This window comes from Cytobacillus sp. IB215665 (genome assembly GCF_033963835.1).
Classification (GTDB): Bacteria; Bacillota; Bacilli; order Bacillales; family SM2101; genus Nanhaiella.
This window is the reverse complement of sequence record NZ_JAXBME010000009.1, coordinates 18,964-36,826: the sequence shown is the minus strand read 5'-3', so window position 1 is coordinate 36,826 and position 17,863 is coordinate 18,964. Positions and strand designations below refer to the sequence as shown.

The window sequence follows — 17,863 nt, the reverse complement described above, 5'->3', positions numbered from 1 at the left end:
AGGTGGTCATAATTTTTTGTGAACTAACATTTTTTTCAAAGTACTGAAATAGAATATATAGTCATCCTCGTTTAAACAAACTTTCTATGGGGATGACTTTTTTATTGACGAAAAAAGGGGAGAACGTATTCATGATTAAAAGTAAACTAAAAAAGTATAAAGCAAAGGCACTTCATACAGTAGACAGATATGTATATATACTAAATCCACCTAAGGTTGAAGATGTTGCACATTGTGACTTTAATTTAAATAATATTATTTACTACAAAAATTATGGATCCAATGGTAATTGGATTTTTCCTGATAGTCGAAAATCCTTTAATATTCCTTTCAATAAGAAGGAAGGAATGATTGAATGGACTTTTAACACTAAATCAATGGAGGGCATATCACATCCAGATTATATATATTTTTTTATGATTCGAGATAATTTATATCCTTCAGCTATTGAAAATAATTTTTTCTTATGTTTTTACAATGTTCATCAACGAAAATTAAAGGTATGGCTCTCAGTAGATCAAGAAGTAAATTCAGTTATTATTGATACACCAATGTTATGCTGTGAAGAACAAAGAACAGTTAGGTTAACTTGGAATGAAAACGATTATTTTCGCATTTACTTTGATAATGCTAAAGTTAATGAAGTGCCAATTGGGACTTTCAATGTTCAACCTGAGAGAGTCTGTATAGGTGAAAATATGGAACCTACATACCCATCAAGACGCAGTCGTTTTTTATGTAATGAGCTCATTATATTGTCAAAAGATATAGGGAATTCTCCTATTCCAAAAAATATGTTAATAGAATTCTCGAAAAATTACAGTAGCCATAAAATATAGTAAAATAGTTGAAATTAAACTAGCCATGTGAAAATTAACCGCTTGAAATTAAATAGTAGGAGGAGTCATAAATGAAAATATATCAGTTTAATAGAAATGCGGGAAAAGAAATAACACAATTTGATTCAAACTTTGTCATGTCGCGTATAGGTATCGTAGATAAAAAAGCTCATATTGGGTTTATGTATCTAAATAAAGAAGGTATCGTCGGCTATCACCAAGCAGTTTCTGATCAGCTGCTATTAGTCGTAAGTGGAAGTGGCACTGTTAGAGGTGAAAATAATGAAACACAAATTGTTGAAGCTGGTGATGCAGTGTTTTGGAACAAAGGTGAGTGGCATGAAACTATGTCAAATGATGGATTAACAGCCGTCGTTATTGAGAGTGAAGAACTAGATCCATCAGCATATATGAAGTTGAGAAAATGAGGCTCAAAGAAACTGAAAAAGTTTTCATTGGACAAAGGACAACAGAAAAATGAATAATGTAAAATTCAAAAGGGGCTTACTAAGTTGTTAACACAATGAATGAGATAGCCCCTTCAACAGTTAAGACTATTACTTTCTATTAAAAGTCAAAATTATCGGGATCTGGTCCGAAGCGTAAATCTTCATTTAAGTCATTAATTGTACGCATATCTTCATTCGTTATTTCAAAATCAAAGATAGAGGCATTTTCAATGATTCGATGCTCTTTTATTGATTTTGGTATTGTTACAACACCACTTTGTAAATCCCATCTTAAGATTACTTGAGCTGCCGTTTTGTTATGTTTGTTTGCAATCTCAGTTAAAAGCTCGTTGTCTAGTAATTTTCCGTGCATTAAAGGTGACCAAGCTTCAAACTGAATTTGATGCTCTCGGCAAAAGTTACGTAACTCTTCTTGTAATAATTTTGGATGGAATTCTACTTGATTCACCATAGGCTTTATTTCTGCTTCAGTTAATAAATCTTGTAAATGATGGACATGGAAGTTACTTACGCCAATTGACCTGACCTTTCCATCTTTATAAAGCTGTTCGAGAGCGCGCCATGTTTCTTTGTATTTGCCTTCTACAGGCCAGTGAATAAGATAAAGGTCTAAGTAGTCGAGGTTAAGCCTAGCTAGACTATCTTCAAATGCACGTAAAGTTGATTCAAAGCCTTGATCAGAGTTCCAAACCTTTGATGTAATAAATAATTGCTCACGTGGTACCTCGGTTTGTTTAATAGCTTGCCCGACACCTTCTTCATTTTTGTATATTGCTGCTGTGTCAATGCTTCGGTACCCAGCACGAATAGCAGATTTAACTGCATCTATTACTTGCTTGCCATCCTCAGCCTTATATACCCCCAACCCTAACCATGGCATTTCAATGCCATTATGTAATGAAACTGTGCTTGATATTGAATTCAACATAACCAACTCCTTAATTTTCATATCACTTAATATTATGAAGTAGAAGGGGAAAAAAATGAATTTTTTGATCTTCATTTTTTTATTTTTGCAATATGTTTATAGTTTTAATGTATAATCTAGGAATAAATAGGTACCTTATTACAACTTTGGATTAAACAGGGGTGAATAAGCTATGGGCATATTAAGTGTGAAAAAGCTTGAAAGGAATATTGGGAATACGGTCTTATTCCCACCTATAGACTTAACAATACATAATGGAGACATCGTTGCAATCCAATGTAACATTGAAGTTGGTGGACAATTCATTCAAATACTTACCGATAGATTACCTAAATCTGGAGGAGAAATTAATTATTTTGAAAAACCATTTATTGGTAATTTTAAAAATATAAGTCCTAACATAGGTGTCCTATTGTCTGATGATGGCTATTATGAACGCCTGACACCGAAACAATACTTACAATTCATTAAGCGGCTGTATAATGTGGATGGCGATATTGAAGTTATTATTAAAATGGTTGGTTTAATAGATAAACAGAATACAAAAATCGACAAGCTTAGCTTTTCTGAAAAGAAGCGTTTGCAAATTGCCCGGGTAATTTTACAAGATCCACAGTTTTTCATCATGGAAGAACCAACACAAAATGTAGATATTGAAAGTAAAATGATTGTAAAAAGGATAATTGAAGAACTTGCTGAGCAGGGGAAAGCAATATTATTGACGACAAGCGATCTTGAAAATGCGATTATTATGACGAACTGTGTGTATCGTTTGAATGGAGAAGGGTTAAAAAAGATAGATGTAGCTGATGGCGAGGACGTTAAAAAGGAGATTATTAAGAATAACAACAGAACGAGTAATAATAAAGCAGCTTCAAATGCGGAAATGACTGAGAAAAATATTCAAGATGTTGAAGAGGATCAAGTAATCAATACACAAGTTCGTTTTGAAAAGATTCCGGCTAAAGTGAATGAAAAGATCATTCTCTTTGATCCAACAGAAATAGATTTTATTGAAAGTAATGACGGAATCGCTCATTTACATGTGAAAGGAGAGACTTTTGCGTGTTCTTATACATTAAATGAATTATTTGATCGCTTATATCCATTTGGTTTCTTCAGATGCCATCGTTCTTATATTGTAAACTTGCAAAAGGTAAGAGAAGTTATAACCTGGACACGTAATAGTTATAGCTTAATTCTAGATGATGCGAAAAAAAGCTCAATCCCGTTATCAAAAGGTAAATTAAATGATTTGAAGGGCATAATTGGAATATAAAATCTGATTATATTACATAATTTGAAACGCCAATCATCTATAAAAAGGATTTATTCATCAACAGATATACTCTTTTCACCTGAAATTTAATGCTAGTAAAAAGAAATGAGCCTATACTAAATACAACAGCGAAACAAACAATTAACTAATTCGGAAATTTTAGGAAAAGGAGTTAATGTTATGAACAATATTATTGAAGTAAGTAATTTAGTTAAGTCATTTAAAAATAAAGTGGCTTTGAAGGATGTTTCTTTTAATGTGAAAAAAGGGGAGACTTTCGGTTTCTTAGGTCCAAGCGGATCAGGAAAAACAACAACTATTAAAATATTAACATCTCAACTTCTACATACATCTGGAGAGGTTCAAGTGTTCGGAGAACATGTAAGCAAATTAAATGATCCTGCTTATATGAAAAGAATTGGTGTATTAACAGATAATAGTGGGCTATATGATCGATTGTCTGTTTACGATAATCTTGTACTCTATTGTAAGCTATATGATGTGGATGTGAACAGAATTGATGAAGTATTAGAATCTGTCAACCTAGTTAATGAGAAAAAAACACAAGTTAAAAAGCTATCTAAAGGAATGAAGCAACGAGTCACGTTGGCTCGTGCCATTCTTCATAAGCCTGACCTATTATTTTTAGATGAGCCAACATCAGCATTGGATCCAGCAAATACGAAAAATATTCACAATGGTTTGCGCCAATTAAATGAAGAGGGAACGACAATCTTTTTAACAACACATGACATGTTAGAGGCAGAAGAGATTTGTGATCGTGTTGCATTTCTTAATAATGGTGAGATTGAGTTACTCGATACCCCTCAAAATTTGCGCACTAAATTTGCAGATCCTTCCATTTCGCTATTGCTAAAAGGGGATCGAACTATTGTTGTTGATAAGGATGAACAAGGGGCAAAACAAATTTATGAACTGATGAAATCAGGTGATGTTGTTTCAATACATTCAAATGAGCCAACACTCGGAGATATTTTTGTGCGATTAACTGGGAGGGAGTTAGTATGATATTTTCAATGAAAAGAGTAAATGCAATTTTTATTAAGGACTGGATTGATTTATTAAAAAATTCTTATATGTTATTAACAATCGCTATGCCGTTAGCACTTGCAGCTTATCTAGGTAGAGTAGGTGGCAATGACGAACTCTCTCACATGTTTTTGATTAATTTAACCTTTACGCTAGTAGGGACTTTCGTACAAGCTTCTATAGTCGCTGAAGAAAAAGAAAAAAATACACTGAGGGGACTATTACTTTCACCAGCTAGTACATTGGAGATTCTAGTAGGGAAAAGTACATTATCAGCCGCAGCTACAATAGTTGTCGTTGCTGGTGTTATGTTTCTTAGTGATTTTCAGATGGTATCTTTACCACTCTTCATATTGATGTTATTTGTAGGATTGATTATATATATTTCGATTGGTACAATGATAGGTTTACTTTCTCGTACAGTAATGGAAACCGGAGTAGTTGGAATGCCAATTTTGGTCATATTAGGAATGGGTTCTATATTCACTTCGGTGACAGATAATGAATTGATTATAAAGCTAGTAAGCTATTTACCGAGTGAGCAATTTAATTATATGTGGACTCAATTCAATGATACTGGAAGCTATAGTGATATATTTGGAAATTTGTTTATTCTTCTTATTTGGGTAGTTGTATCTATTGCTGTTACGTTAATTACATATAAAAAACGAAGATTTGACTAGTAAAAGCTATACAATAAGACAACCAAGGAGAGAGTATACTCTCTCCTTGGTTGTTTTTTATAGGCTCTTTTCGTAAACTTTGTTGCTATTTTTATTAACAATGGACAATGTGATGAGTTTTATTAGAGCTTAATAATTGTAAAAGTAGAAAAGGTACCCCGTACACTAGATGGATACGTGCTTATATATATTAGAACGTATAGCAACAAATGAAGCGAAAACAGCCGATTAGTCAAGAGGAACAATTAGTATAGCTTTGTTCTTGCTATTTTGAGGACTCGATCAACAGGCTAGTACTTATAATCAAATTGAGCTTCAATTTCCGCAGTGATGCTAATTTCTCTTGGCAGAATGGAAGTAGATGGAGTAATTGTTGTAGACATAAGTGGTTGTTCTTCAGTAAATGTTCTGTATGGCGGGTGACCAACCTCTTTAATTTTTGTAGGAGTTTGATTTATTTGTGCATGAATCGTTTCTGCAATGACAGCAGCTTTTTGAATGGCATGATTTACAGCAGCTTGTAAAGCCTGCATGTAGTATGGGTCGGGATCTGATAATTTAAAACTTAATCTCCCAGCACTGCTAGCTCCATTTTGAAATGCTACATCATAAATTTCTCCAGACATATGGCTGTTTCGAACCGTAATCTTTAACAGGTGTGTAACTTTAAATCCTTCGAGTATGCTTTCGTTATCAACTGTTTTGTATAATGGAAAAACGTTGTATGTCATTGTTTCAATATCATTTTTGTCAATTCCCAACTCAATTAAAGAACGAATAAGCTGTGTTGACTTTAATGCATTTTGCTGTTGAGCAGTGGTGGCGCTCTGATCCTCAGTAATAACACCTAATTGCATAGAAACTAAATCTGGTTTTACAGTTACTTTCCCACGTCCTTCGACAATAATATGTGGCTCAATTTTGTCATGTCGAGTGTGCCTTTTATTTAGCTGTTTAGGAAAAGGATTGTAATAAGGGTACGAATTCATCGAAACAACCCTTTCTTTTTTAGGAGTAATAAATTGTATGTAGTAAAGTGTAAGATTATAATATATACAGTTGAAGTATTTGTTCAAAGGGGCTGAGATGGTGGAACAAAAGTTTATAGAGCAGTTTGACGGTTTACTTGAAAAATACACTGATTTATTAGTTGGTCAACATACTCCTGATACAATCAAAAAGGTTGAGATGTGGGCGCTTTATACTCATATTGCGAAAAGCATGCCTGCATTGGCTAAGCATTGGAATGAAATGTACCCAGATGCAAAGGAAGAAATGAAGAAGGTCATTGCTGAAATTAAACAATTAAATGAAGAACATCGTTCATCCAAGTAGGGCAGACACAAAAAGTTGTGTTTGTCCTACTTTGTTACGCTCTGGTTATCCTGGTTGCCGATGTGTTATTCCCTAGCCTCAAGTTCTAATAAAAAACAACAAGCACCTTAAAGATAAAGCGCTTGTTGGGGGAAATCGGATGAGAGATTTTTCTTATTGGGTCATATTGTTATATGGGAATTGACTCGTATAACCTTGAAATTGTTGATAAGATTGTTGTAGCTTCTGTTGTTCACTGGCTTCGATTTTGTACCAACCTTTTTGGAACATTAGGTTGTATAGTTGTCTTTGACAATTTTGCGTTTCGTTAAAAACATTCTGTATATCTTGATAAAGTGCTTGATGGCTTGCTTCATTCAATGCTGTACAGTAAGAATCCGTCATATATTTTTCAGTTGCAAGCATGTCATTTAAAAAATCACGTTCGTTCATTTCAGGTGTTTGTGGTATCGGTGTTTTAGGGTTTTGAATTTTGTTTTGATTATTCATTTATGAAGTGACCTCCTTATTGCATTGGTTGGGTAGGTTGATTGTTATTTTGTAAATGGGACATAATTATACCGTAATGTCGTTGGTGCATTTGTCCAGCTCGTTCTATAGCTGACATAATTTCTTGATCTTGACATTGTCTGGCAAAGAAATGTGCTTTCTTCATAGCTAATAAATTCCAAGAAAGCATATCAGTTAAGTACATTGAGTCTTTTGTTGATATTACTTGTGGTGGCTGTGGCATTGCCATTGATTGGTTTTGAGTCAGATTTTGTTGCTGCATCATTAATCCCTCCTTATTAACTTCAAAATTTATCGTTCCCTAACCGCTAATAGCTATTCAAATTATTATTAACGCTTTTATCGTAAACTTTGTTGCTATTGTTAATAAAGATGGACATTACAATGAGGTTTGATCCTAATGTTGAAAAGATGTCATGAACCCGCTAGAAAACCTTAGAACTAAAAGCAATAACCAAAGGGAAAACAGCCTTTGATAAACAATTTGTCTTATTTTCGACAAAAATAGCGTTAAATTATATTCAAAAATAATAAAAGATGATAAAATGATGCTGGCTAGTAGAAAAAATAAATACAGCCTTCTTAAAAATGCGAGTTTAAAAAGTACGAAGAAGAATGGATGGTAGTAGGCGTATTAAAGTAGGACTGATAACTGCTTGGAAAAATATATACTATCATGAACAGTAAAAATACACATAGCTACGAAATGACATTTTCTCAAACTACGAAGAGGAAGCACATTGTAGGTTAGCTTGTACAAGTTTATACAAACATCTTTTTCCACACTTTTTGAACACTTTGCTATCTCAAAATGAATGCGGTTACAAAAGGAGGTTATTATAAATTGGAACAAGTGATGAAAAACTTTTTCTTATTTTTATCAAAGAATAAACCTATGACAAAATTAGCAAAAAAATATGGTTTGCGTTTTGGTGCTGGAAGGTTTGTTGCAGGGGAAACGATTAACCTTGCTGTTGATGTAATTAAAGAGCTAAATAATAAAGGGCTATTTGTAACAATTGACTATTTAGGTGAATTTGTTGATAACGAAATAGAAGCTAACGAAATGGCAGATCAGTCAATTGAAGCAATTAAGGCAATTGGTAGAGAAAATTTAGATTCACAGCTATCATTAAAAATGACTTCTATGGGTTTGGATATATCAGACCAAGTGGTAATGAGAAATATGCGTAGAATTTTAAAAGCTGCCAAAGACAATGGTGTGTTCGTTACAATCGATATGGAAGATTATTCTCGATGCCAGAAAACAATTGATATTTTCACAGAGTTAAGAAAAGAGTTTGATAATGTAGGGACAGTTATTCAATCATATTTATATAGAACAGAAAAAGATATTGAAGACTTAAATGAATATCATCCTAATCTGCGGCTAGTAAAAGGGGCATACAAAGAATCCCCTGAAGTAGCATTTCCTGATAAAAAAGATGTAGATGACAACCTTAAAAAAATTATAAAAATGCATTTATTAAATGGGAATTATACAGCTGTAGCTAGCCACGATGATGCGATTATAGAATATACTAAACAGCTCGTGAAAGAGCATAATATACCGAATGATCAATTCGAGTTTCAAATGTTGTATGGAATACGAACAGAACGCCAACTGGAGCTTTCGAATGAAGGGTATAAAATGAGAGTGTACGTACCATATGGAACAGATTGGTATGGCTATTTTATGCGTAGGTTAGCAGAAAGACCAGCTAATGTTGCGTTTGTACTAAAGGGAATGGTTAAGAAGTAAGATAAAAGAGGTTTGATACCATGTGTTCAACTCTCTTTATCTATTTATGAGTATATTAAAATAATAAATGAAAAGAGCCGGCCTTATTCGTTTAGAATCAAGCGGGCTCTTTTTGAAATGCCTTATGTAATCGTTTACTTTTTATTAAGCATTTCCAAAGTTTAATTTATAAGAGGATCTTTCAATCAGGTGGGGTAGAGCCTCCACCTGATTCACTGTTCACTTGAGATACGACCCGTACAAATAAAAGATACTTGCGAATGTCTAATTTCTCTTCATATTAATTACGAATTTATAACGATCAGCACGATAAACAGACTTAACTAACTCAAGTGGTTGGCCGTTTGTTAATTTGGTCTGCCTGCGAATATATAATATTGGTGCATTTTTATGAATCCCAAGTTCCATCGCTTCATCAGCTCTCGCAACTGAAGACTCAATGACTTGTTTTGCAGAGTCTATTTGTAAATTTAGTTCATTTTCAATGTAAGAGTAAAGTGAGCGGTTTACAATTTCCTCTGTTAAGCCTTTTAGTAAATTTGCAGGAATATATGTTGTTTCAATTGCCATCGGTAAGTCATCAGCAAACCGTATGCGTTTAATTTCATATAAAGGGTCATGTTCATTAATTAATAACTCGTTAGCTATACTGCGAGTTGCTGGGATGAGTTCAAACTTAAGAAGTTTACTTCCTGGCTTCATGCCCCTCTTTTCCATATCTTCAGTAAAGCTTGTGAGACCTTGTAATGTTTGTTCTATTTTCTTTTCACCAACGAAAGTACCTTTACCCTTTTGCCTATATAAATATCCTTCATTAACTAAGTTTGTAATCGCCTGCCTGATTGTCATTCGACTTACACTAAACTGTTCAGAAAATTCTCTTTCTGAAGGAATGGCATCACCAGGGGAAAGTTCATCACTTTCTATTAAATTCTTTATATATTCCTCAATCTGATAATAGATTGGAACAGGGGAATCTCGATCAATCATTTCTAGCTCTCCTTTCGCTCAAAAGTAAGTGAAAGCGCTGCTTTATCTGCTATGATTGTAACATGTGGATGAGCATATAAGGAAGATGCAGGAAATTGTTCGCACCTATTTTTTTCTACTAATAGCTTCTGTACAGCTTTTGCTTTACCTTTACCTGATACAAGTAAAAGTATCTCTTTACTTTCAAGAATAGTTTGAATACCCATCGTAATTGCATAGTTAGGAACTTCATTTATATCTTGAAAAAATCGTTCATTAGCATTCCGAGTGGATGAAGCTAATTTTACAATATGTGTTCGTGTTTTAAAGGAAGTGTTAGGTTCATTAAAGCCGATATGACCATTATGTCCAATGCCTAAAAGCTGTAGATCTACCCCCCCTAATGAATGAATAAGTCTATCATACTGGGCACACTCATTATGCAAATCCTTCGCCATTCCATTAGGAATATATGTCTGAGAGTGGGGAATATCAATATGATTAAAAAGATGTTCATTCATAAATGTAGAATAGCTATTTAAGTCATCCTTTGCTAACCCTACATATTCATCTAAATTTATGGTCTTAACATACTGATAGGATGTGTTGTTCTGTTGAAAGTCTTTAATCATTTGTTCGTACGTTCCTTTTGGGGTACTCCCAGTCGCTAAGCCTAAAACAAGATTTGGATTGTGTCGAACATTTTTAATTATATATTGAGCGGCTTTTATACTCAAATCCTGATAGTCTTTTGCTTCTATAATATTCATGAGTAATTTCACCTCGTTTTTCTACCTTTCGTAGGAGATAGCTCCCCGGCAGATCGTCATGACTAGATTGTTATGTTCATCTAAAATAATTAAGTCTGCTTCTTTATTTTCCTTTATACTACCTTTACGATCAAAAACACCACATTGTTTAGCAGGGTTTTTTGAAGTGATTGTTGTTAAGTCACCAAGAGTTGCGTCAGTATAAGTTAACATATTTCTCATTGCTTGATCCATCGTTAACAAACTGCCAGCGAGTGCTCCATCATCCAAAGTTGCTTTACTATTTGACACTGTGACATTTTGACCACCCAAATCGTAGACACCACCTTTTAAACATTTAGCACGCATTGCATCGGTTACTAATATCGTCCGTTCCTTACCGATGGAATGGTAAGCTAATTGAACCATTTCAGGACAAATGTGTATACCATCAACAATCATTTCTACAAATAGCTCATCTCGCATTAGAGCCGCACCTGCAACACCAATCTCTCGATGATGTAATCCGCTCATGCCATTAAATAAATGAGTAATATGTGATGCTCCGACATGAATAGCTTTAACAACTTGGTTATACGTAGCATTTGAATGACCGATGGAAGCTACAACTCCATTTGAGTTTAAATATTTAGTCAAAGCTATGCCATTCTTTATTTCAGGAGCTAACGTAACAAGTTTAATATTTTCACCTGATAGCTTTTGCCATTTTTTAAATAACGAAATATCTCCGTCAATAATATAATCATAAGGTTGTGCGCCGGCTTTTTCTTGATTAATGAATGGTCCTTCAAGGTGGATGCCTAATATTTCAGCTTGACCGGCTGGCTGAACATTTATATAGCTACCTACATTACTTAATGCTTGTTCAATGTTCGAATGCTGTTGAGTGATTGTTGTAGCTAAATAGCTAGTCGTACCTTCCTGTGGCAATGCATTCGAAATTGTATCTAACGCAGTTGAAGAAGCATCCATTGTATCAGCACCTTGTGCACCATGAATATGCACATCGATCATTCCTGGTAGACATTTATAAGTGTTAGGAAACTGGATAGTATCAGTGTCAGTTACATCGTTAGCTTTACCGACAGACTCAATCTTCCCATTAGTAATTTTTATATATCCTTGTTCAATAACATTATCTTCAGCGTATATTGTTAAGCCTTTTATAAGCATGTTAAGGACTCCTTATGCTATTTTTTTATATCATAACATGACATATATTAGTTGTCTAGACAACCATACAAATATATAAATTGGTATAGACAACTATATGTAGTAATGGTACTATATAGTTGTTCACCAAGAGGTGTTAAGAAACATTTTAAGAGAAGAGAAGCTTGAAATGTATAAACTTATGGGTGAAAAATCATATTAAGCGCAAAATATGAATGCGTTTACTTAAAAGTTGTTCATGTATTAAAGAGTAGAGTTTAGTGAGTGTAACCCCTAATGTATCTGTAAAATGTGCTTTATCAACCTTTACCTCTACCTATAAGAAATACCACTGATGATATTAAATGATGATGTAAAAATTGTGGATTCTTCTCAGGTAAGTAAAGGTCATTATCACTGTAAGTTGTTATTTTACATTCATATTTGTCATTTAAACACTAATCAACAAAATGGGGTGATAGTTGAGCAATAAATTCTTACTTATAATATGTATTATTACCTTTAAGGGGGTGTATGTTTGTTTACACAATATTTGGATGAAGTTGAGAAAAAGCTACAGAAGGTTAGAGAAAATGAACAAATGATAAAAAAAGCATCAGAAATAATTGCTAAATCACTTGAGCAAGATGGTATTATCCATATTTTTGGCTGTGGACACTCACATATCATCTCGGAGGAAATCTTCTATCGAGCAGGAGGTTTGGCGTCTGTTAATCCAATTCTTATAGAAGATTTAATGTTATTTAAAGGACCAGTAAGATCTTCTATGCTTGAAAGAGTCAATAATTTCATAGAAACAAACCTCGAAAAATATCATATTCGAGAAAATGACGTATTTATTGTTGTGTCTACTTCAGGTATTAATCCAGTGCCAATTGATGCAGCACTATATGCTAAGAAAAAGGGTGCACTTGTTATTGCATTAACATCACTAAATTTTTCGAAACACGTAAAGTCAAGACATTACGATCGTATCCATTTATATGAGATAGTTGATCTTGTTATAGATAATTTTTCTACCAAAGGTGATGCTGTATTGACTGACGAACGACTAGAGCAACCATTTGGACCAACATCTACAATTATTAATACGGCAATTATAAATAGTGTAATCGTAGAAACCATTCATATTTTGTTAAATAAAAATATAAAACCTCCTATTTTCGTAAATGGAAATGTTCATGGTTCAGATGAGCATAACCTTGGGTTAATTAACAAGTTCAAAGATAGAGTTACACACCTTATTTAAAGATTGGGGGAAACGAAAGATGTTAAAATTCTTACAAAAAATCGGGCAATCACTAATGTTACCAATTGCTGTACTACCAGCTGCATCATTATTGCTGCGTTTTGGAGCACCAGATATATTGGATATACCGTTTATATCTGCTGCTGGAGGAGCATTGTTTAATAATTTAGCACTTATTTTTGCTATTGGGATTGCGATAGGGTTCTCAAAAGATAAACATGGAGTCGCAGCACTAGCAGGTGCAATTGGATATTTTGTCTTAACAGATGCAATGCAAGCAATCAATGAAGATATCAATATGGGTGTACTTGGTGGTATTTTAGCAGGGATTATAAGTGGCCAATTATATAATCGTTATAATGATGTAAAGTTGCCTGAATGGTTAGCTTTCTTCGGAGGAAGACGGTTTGTTCCAATTGTTACATCTATCGTGATGTTAGCAATTGCTTTTCCATTAGGTTTTATATGGCCACCTATTCAAGAGGTGATTAATGGTGTAGGTGAATGGATTATCAGTGCAGGTGCAGCTGGGGTAGGTGTTTTCGGTTTCCTAAATCGTTTGTTAATTCCGTTAGGACTTCATCATGTTTTAAATAGCATAGTCTGGTTTGTATTCGGTGAATATGGAGGAGTAACAGGTGATTTAAATCGCTTTTTCGCTGGAGATCCAACAGCAGGTCAATTTATGACGGGATTCTTTCCGATCATGATGTTTGGATTACCTGCTGCATGTTTAGCAATGATTGCTGCTGCAAAACCTGAACGAAGAAAGCAAGTGTCTGGTGCACTGATAGGAATTGCTTTAACTTCTTTTCTAACGGGTATTACTGAACCAATTGAGTTTACATTTATGTTTATCGCTCCACTTCTATATGTCGTTCATGCTTTATTGACAGCTAGCTCGATGATTGTTACAAATTTGCTTGGCATTCATGATGGTTTTGGCTTTTCAGCAGGGGTGACAGATTACTTATTGAATTTTGGTATTGCCCAAAAGCCCCTTCTTTTATTAGGGATAGGGTTAATATATGGAGTAATTTATTTCGTTGTTTTCTATTTTATGATAAAAGCTATGAACATTAAAACACCAGGGCGAGAGGATGAGGAAGATACAGTGGAAGAGGATGATGCTAATTCTAACACGGGGGACAAGTTTACTATGATGGCAGAGAATTTCCTACAAGATCTCGGAGGTAAAGATAATCTCAAACGTATAGATAACTGTACAACAAGGCTTCGATTAGAAGTAAAAGATATTAGTAATGTTAACGAAGCATCTTTAAAGAAGCATGGTGCCCATGGAGTTATTAAAGTTGATAAAACTCATGTTCAAGTTATTGTTGGTACAAGTGTTGAATTTGTTGCTGATGCATTAAAAAGGATGGTATAGCGATAAAGTATTTTGCTAGAAAAAGAGTGAGTTAGGACAGAAAAAAGTGTTAATTGGCTAATAATAGAATAAATTTCAACAAGTAGATAGCGTTATTTCGTTAATAAGAGAGTAGAGACAAGAAGTTTCATAGATATGTAGCAAGTAAAATATTCGATTTGGGCTACCAATAGTATAAATATTATAATGTGCATACTTATATTATTGTAATTGGGCAATTTCTGATTATGTATAGTTATACTCACACGAAGGCAAGCTTGCCTTCGTGTGACATAAGCTCTAAAGACAGCTCAATAGATAGATTCTAAGGTACTATACCCTTTTCTATTCCTCGGGTTGCATATTATGCTTTTTATATTGCTGATTTTGACTTTGAGTTTTTCCACCTTCATTTTCAACCGTAGGACCAGCATTCCCTTTTACACTTGCTGCGCTTACTCCTGCTTTTGATGGACTCTTCTTCATGCGTGCCATTTCGCATCACCTCCATTTTATTAACGTTTCCAAAGTGAACATTTTTATCAAGATAATAATTATGAGGCTCTTTACATAAGGATGTTTTTGCATTAATTGTTGCTTTTCGTAATAAGCACCCATATAACTACGATATGGGAATTGTTGCTTCTCTAAAGGCTGTAAAAATCATCTAATTCACATCAGTTACTTTATGGAATGAACCTTTATTAACTTTGTAGCAAAATTCAGCTATAATAAGCTATGTAGGGGTTACCACCGATTTATAAAAATTATAATTATTTCTTCATGGGAAAAATAACACTCAATGCAAAATAGCCATTTGCTATAGAACGTTGTTAATCTTCTTGTAGAATAATGTTGTATTTTGAAAAAAATTACCTATTTTATTGCTTCTATATTGCGAAAATTTGAAAAATCATTTATATTTATAATTAAAGGAACTCATTCTAGGTATGCAGTATTTTTTTTGACAGTAAAATGAATGAGTATTCATTCAAAGAGTCAGAGGAGGAGAAATGGAATGGTCCAACATATTAAAAAAGCAGCTGTTCTTGGTTCAGGTGTAATGGGCTCTGGAATAGCAGCACACTTAGCTAATATTGGGGTTCCCACTATATTATTAGATATTGTACCTCGAGAGTTAGCAGAAGATGAAAAAGCTAAGGGGCTAACATTAGAAGATAAAAGTGTAAGAAATCGGTTAAGCTCTCAAGCAATTAAAAAACTGTTAAAGCAAAAGCCAGCTCCGCTAATGTCAAAGGACGATATTGTGTTAATTGAAGCAGGTAACATGGAAGATGACATGGAAAGGCTTTCTGAATGTGATTGGATAATTGAAGTTGTTGTAGAAAATTTAGAAATTAAGAAACAAGTATTTGAACGTATTGAACAAGTAAGAAAGCCAGGAAGTATCGTAAGTTCTAATACTTCTGGAATATCAATCGAAGCAATGGCAGAAGGTCGTTCCGATGATTTCAAAAAGCACTTTCTTGGAACACACTTCTTTAACCCGCCACGTTATTTAAAACTGTTGGAGGTTATACCTACAAAAGATACTTCTCCTGAAGTTTTATCTTTCATTACGCAGTATGGAGAAGAAAAACTAGGAAAAGGTGTAGTTGAAGCGAAGGATACACCTAATTTTATCGCTAATCGAATTGGAACTTATGGGCTTCACATCACTGTAAATGAAATGTTAAAAGGTGGCTACAGCGCTGGGGAAGTCGACTCGGTAACCGGTCCATTAATTGGTAGACCAAAAAGTGCAACTTTCCGTACGCTTGATGTTGTCGGTTTAGATACATTCGTTCACGTTGCGAAAAACGTATACGATAATGTTGAAGGTAAGGATAAAGAAGTATTTGTTACGCCAGAATTTATGAAAAAGATGGTTGAAAAAGGTTGGTTAGGTAGTAAAACGGGTCAAGGGTTTTTCTTGAAAAAAGGGAAAGAGATTTTACAATTAAATCCAGAAACATTTGAGTATGAGCCGAGAACAAAGCTAAAAGCACCATCTATCGAAATGAGCAAACAAATAAAGAAGCTTCCTGAAAAATTGAAAGCGCTTGTATATGCAGATGATAGAGCTGGAGCACTACTATGGAATATTATTAGCCCATCACTCTTATATTCTGCTGAACTATTAGGTGAGATTGCAGATGATATCGTTGCTATTGATAAAGCGATGAAATGGGGCTTTGGTTGGGAAATCGGTCCATTTGAAATGTGGGATGCGATCGGTTTAGAGAAATCAGTAAACAAAATGAAGTCTGAAGGAAAAGAGATTCCAGCGTGGATAGAAGAAATGCTTTCAAACGGCATTACATCCTTCTATAAAAAAGAGGACGGTGGGGTAGCATACTTAGACAAAGATGAATACAAGCTGTTAAAGGAAAACGAAAAAATTGTTCATCTTAAGAGCTTAAAAGAGAAAAATGGAGTTATAAAGAAAAATAGTGGTGCTAGTTTAATAGATATTGGTAATGATGTAGCGCTTTTAGAGTTCCATTCTCCGAATAATGCCATTGGATTGGACATCATTCAAATGGTTAATTATTCTCTTGAGGAAGTTGATCGTAACTATAAAGGATTAGTAATAGGAAACCAAGGTAAAAACTTCTGTGTCGGAGCTAATCTTGCAATGATGCTTATGGAAGCACAGGATGACAATTTCTTTGAAATTGAAATGGTAATACGTCATTTCCAACAAGCAATGATGAATGTGAAATATAGTGCTAAGCCAGTTGTTGCCGCACCATTTGCTATGACATTAGGCGGGGGTACTGAAATTAGCTTACCGACAAGTCAAATTCAAGCATCAAGTGAAACATATATGGGCTTAGTAGAAGTTGGTGTAGGTTTAATTCCAGGTGGTGGTGGTAATAAAGAGCTTTACATTAACCATCTGAAAACGATGCCAAAAGGTGTAGATTTTGATCTGCAAGCTGTCGCAAATAAAGTATTTGAAACGATAGCAATGGCTAAAGTGTCAACATCTGGACCTGATGCTCGAAACTATAATTTCTTATCAGAACAAGACGGTATTAGCTTTAATGGAGATCATCTTATCCATGATGCAAAACAAGCTGTCATATCACTTTATGATAAAGGTTATCAAGCTCCTAAACGTGAGAAGGTTCCAGTCGTTGGGGAAACAGGTTATGCAACATTATTATTAGGAGCACAAAATATGCATTTATCTGGATATATTTCCGATCACGACTTAACAATTGCGAAAAAACTGTCACACGTTATTGCGGGTGGTAAAGTACCATTTGGAACGAAGGTCGATGAGCAATACTTACTTGATTTAGAACGTGAAGCGTTCGTTAGCTTAATTGGAGAACCGAAAACACAGCAACGGATGCAACACATGTTAGTAAAAGGTAAGCCGTTACGCAATTAATAATAACTACTATGTTCAAAAAGGCTGGAGCAAGATTAGGAAAGAACATCTATGTCAGTTTTGCGGTAATTATG

At 34.3% G+C, this 17,863-nt stretch carries 18 protein-coding genes; 10 read left to right on the top strand and 8 right to left on the bottom strand.

The window, feature by feature from the left end; translation table 11 throughout:
* Positions 1-131: 131 nt before the first annotated feature.
* Together SLH52_RS12435 and SLH52_RS12430 are read left to right on the top strand one after the other, a co-directional pair.
* Positions 132-839, top strand: coding sequence for a hypothetical protein (locus SLH52_RS12435; RefSeq protein WP_320209599.1), 708 nt, complete (start codon positions 132-134; stop codon positions 837-839).
* A 71-nt stretch (positions 840-910) separates the two neighbouring features.
* On the top strand, positions 911-1,267 hold the full coding sequence (locus SLH52_RS12430) for a cupin domain-containing protein (protein WP_320209598.1): 357 nt from the start codon (positions 911-913) through the stop codon (positions 1,265-1,267).
* A 139-nt stretch (positions 1,268-1,406) separates the two neighbouring features.
* On the opposite strand, the gene SLH52_RS12425 is transcribed toward SLH52_RS12430, so the two are convergent.
* Positions 1,407-2,237, bottom strand: a complete 831-nt coding sequence (locus SLH52_RS12425) for an aldo/keto reductase (RefSeq protein ID WP_320209597.1) — start codon at positions 2,235-2,237, stop codon at positions 1,407-1,409.
* Between the two features lie 172 nt (positions 2,238-2,409).
* Here SLH52_RS12425 and SLH52_RS12420 point away from each other — a divergent pair, with 172 nt between their 5' ends.
* The 3 genes from SLH52_RS12420 (at position 2,410) to SLH52_RS12410 (ending at position 5,249) form a co-directional block, all read left to right on the top strand.
* On the top strand, positions 2,410-3,516 hold the full coding sequence (locus SLH52_RS12420) for a LytTR family transcriptional regulator DNA-binding domain-containing protein (RefSeq protein WP_320209596.1): 1,107 nt from the start codon (positions 2,410-2,412) through the stop codon (positions 3,514-3,516).
* 180 nt (positions 3,517-3,696) lie between these two features.
* Positions 3,697-4,545, top strand: a complete 849-nt coding sequence (locus tag SLH52_RS12415) for an ABC transporter ATP-binding protein (protein WP_320209595.1) — start codon at positions 3,697-3,699, stop codon at positions 4,543-4,545.
* Entirely contained in the window at positions 4,542-5,249 is a 708-nt protein-coding gene (locus SLH52_RS12410; protein WP_320209594.1) for an ABC transporter permease, read from the top strand. The genes SLH52_RS12415 and SLH52_RS12410 overlap by 4 nt, the downstream gene beginning before the upstream one ends.
* Positions 5,250-5,539: 290 nt before the next feature.
* Here SLH52_RS12410 and SLH52_RS12405 read toward each other — a convergent pair whose 3' ends face one another.
* Complete coding sequence (locus tag SLH52_RS12405; protein ID WP_320209593.1) at positions 5,540-6,238, bottom strand: SIMPL domain-containing protein; 699 nt, start codon at positions 6,236-6,238, stop codon at positions 5,540-5,542.
* A gap of 100 nt (positions 6,239-6,338) precedes the next feature.
* Here SLH52_RS12405 and SLH52_RS12400 point away from each other — a divergent pair, with 100 nt between their 5' ends.
* Positions 6,339-6,584: a YusU family protein gene (locus SLH52_RS12400; RefSeq protein ID WP_320209592.1), complete on the top strand. Its 246-nt coding sequence runs from the start codon at positions 6,339-6,341 to the stop codon at positions 6,582-6,584.
* Between the two features lie 153 nt (positions 6,585-6,737).
* Here the strand turns inward: SLH52_RS12400 and SLH52_RS12395 are convergent, their stop codons facing one another.
* Together SLH52_RS12395 and SLH52_RS12390 are read right to left on the bottom strand one after the other, a co-directional pair.
* Positions 6,738-7,073, bottom strand: a complete 336-nt coding sequence (locus SLH52_RS12395; RefSeq protein ID WP_320209591.1) for a spore coat protein — start codon at positions 7,071-7,073, stop codon at positions 6,738-6,740.
* 16 nt (positions 7,074-7,089) lie between these two features.
* Complete coding sequence (locus tag SLH52_RS12390; RefSeq protein ID WP_320209590.1) at positions 7,090-7,356, bottom strand: hypothetical protein; 267 nt, start codon at positions 7,354-7,356, stop codon at positions 7,090-7,092.
* 582 nt (positions 7,357-7,938) lie between these two features.
* Between SLH52_RS12390 and SLH52_RS12385 the strand changes: the two genes are divergently transcribed.
* Positions 7,939-8,856 (top strand): proline dehydrogenase, encoded by a 918-nt coding sequence (locus SLH52_RS12385; RefSeq protein ID WP_320209589.1) that lies wholly within the window; start codon positions 7,939-7,941, stop codon positions 8,854-8,856.
* A 264-nt stretch (positions 8,857-9,120) separates the two neighbouring features.
* On the opposite strand, the gene SLH52_RS12380 is transcribed toward SLH52_RS12385, so the two are convergent.
* The 3 genes from SLH52_RS12380 to nagA are packed head-to-tail and all read right to left on the bottom strand — an operon-like array spanning position 9,121 to position 11,768.
* Positions 9,121-9,846 carry a GntR family transcriptional regulator gene (locus SLH52_RS12380; RefSeq protein ID WP_320209588.1) on the bottom strand — a complete coding sequence of 242 codons (726 nt, stop codon included), beginning with the start codon at positions 9,844-9,846 and terminating at the stop codon, positions 9,121-9,123.
* A 2-nt stretch (positions 9,847-9,848) separates the two neighbouring features.
* A complete protein-coding gene (gene nagB, locus SLH52_RS12375; RefSeq protein ID WP_320209587.1) occupies positions 9,849-10,595 on the bottom strand; it encodes a glucosamine-6-phosphate deaminase in 747 nt (248 codons plus the stop codon).
* Between the two features lie 21 nt (positions 10,596-10,616).
* The gene (nagA, locus tag SLH52_RS12370) at positions 10,617-11,768 is read right to left on the bottom strand and encodes an N-acetylglucosamine-6-phosphate deacetylase (RefSeq protein WP_320209586.1); all 1,152 of its coding nucleotides are present in this window, start codon (positions 11,766-11,768) and stop codon (positions 10,617-10,619) included.
* Positions 11,769-12,285: 517 nt separating this feature from the next.
* On the opposite strand from nagA, the gene SLH52_RS12365 reads away from it, so the two are divergent.
* Together SLH52_RS12365 and nagE are read left to right on the top strand one after the other, a co-directional pair.
* A complete protein-coding gene (locus SLH52_RS12365) occupies positions 12,286-13,017 on the top strand; it encodes an SIS domain-containing protein (RefSeq protein ID WP_320209585.1) in 732 nt (243 codons plus the stop codon).
* Positions 13,018-13,036: 19 nt separating this feature from the next.
* A complete protein-coding gene (gene nagE, locus SLH52_RS12360; protein WP_320209584.1) occupies positions 13,037-14,407 on the top strand; it encodes an N-acetylglucosamine-specific PTS transporter subunit IIBC in 1,371 nt (456 codons plus the stop codon).
* Positions 14,408-14,731: 324 nt separating this feature from the next.
* Here the strand turns inward: nagE and SLH52_RS12355 are convergent, their stop codons facing one another.
* Entirely contained in the window at positions 14,732-14,881 is a 150-nt protein-coding gene (locus tag SLH52_RS12355; protein ID WP_214481091.1) for a YuzL family protein, read from the bottom strand.
* Positions 14,882-15,404: 523 nt separating this feature from the next.
* On the opposite strand from SLH52_RS12355, the gene SLH52_RS12350 reads away from it, so the two are divergent.
* The gene (locus tag SLH52_RS12350) at positions 15,405-17,789 is read left to right on the top strand and encodes a 3-hydroxyacyl-CoA dehydrogenase/enoyl-CoA hydratase family protein (RefSeq protein ID WP_320209583.1); all 2,385 of its coding nucleotides are present in this window, start codon (positions 15,405-15,407) and stop codon (positions 17,787-17,789) included.
* The last annotated feature ends 74 nt before the right edge of the window (positions 17,790-17,863 follow it).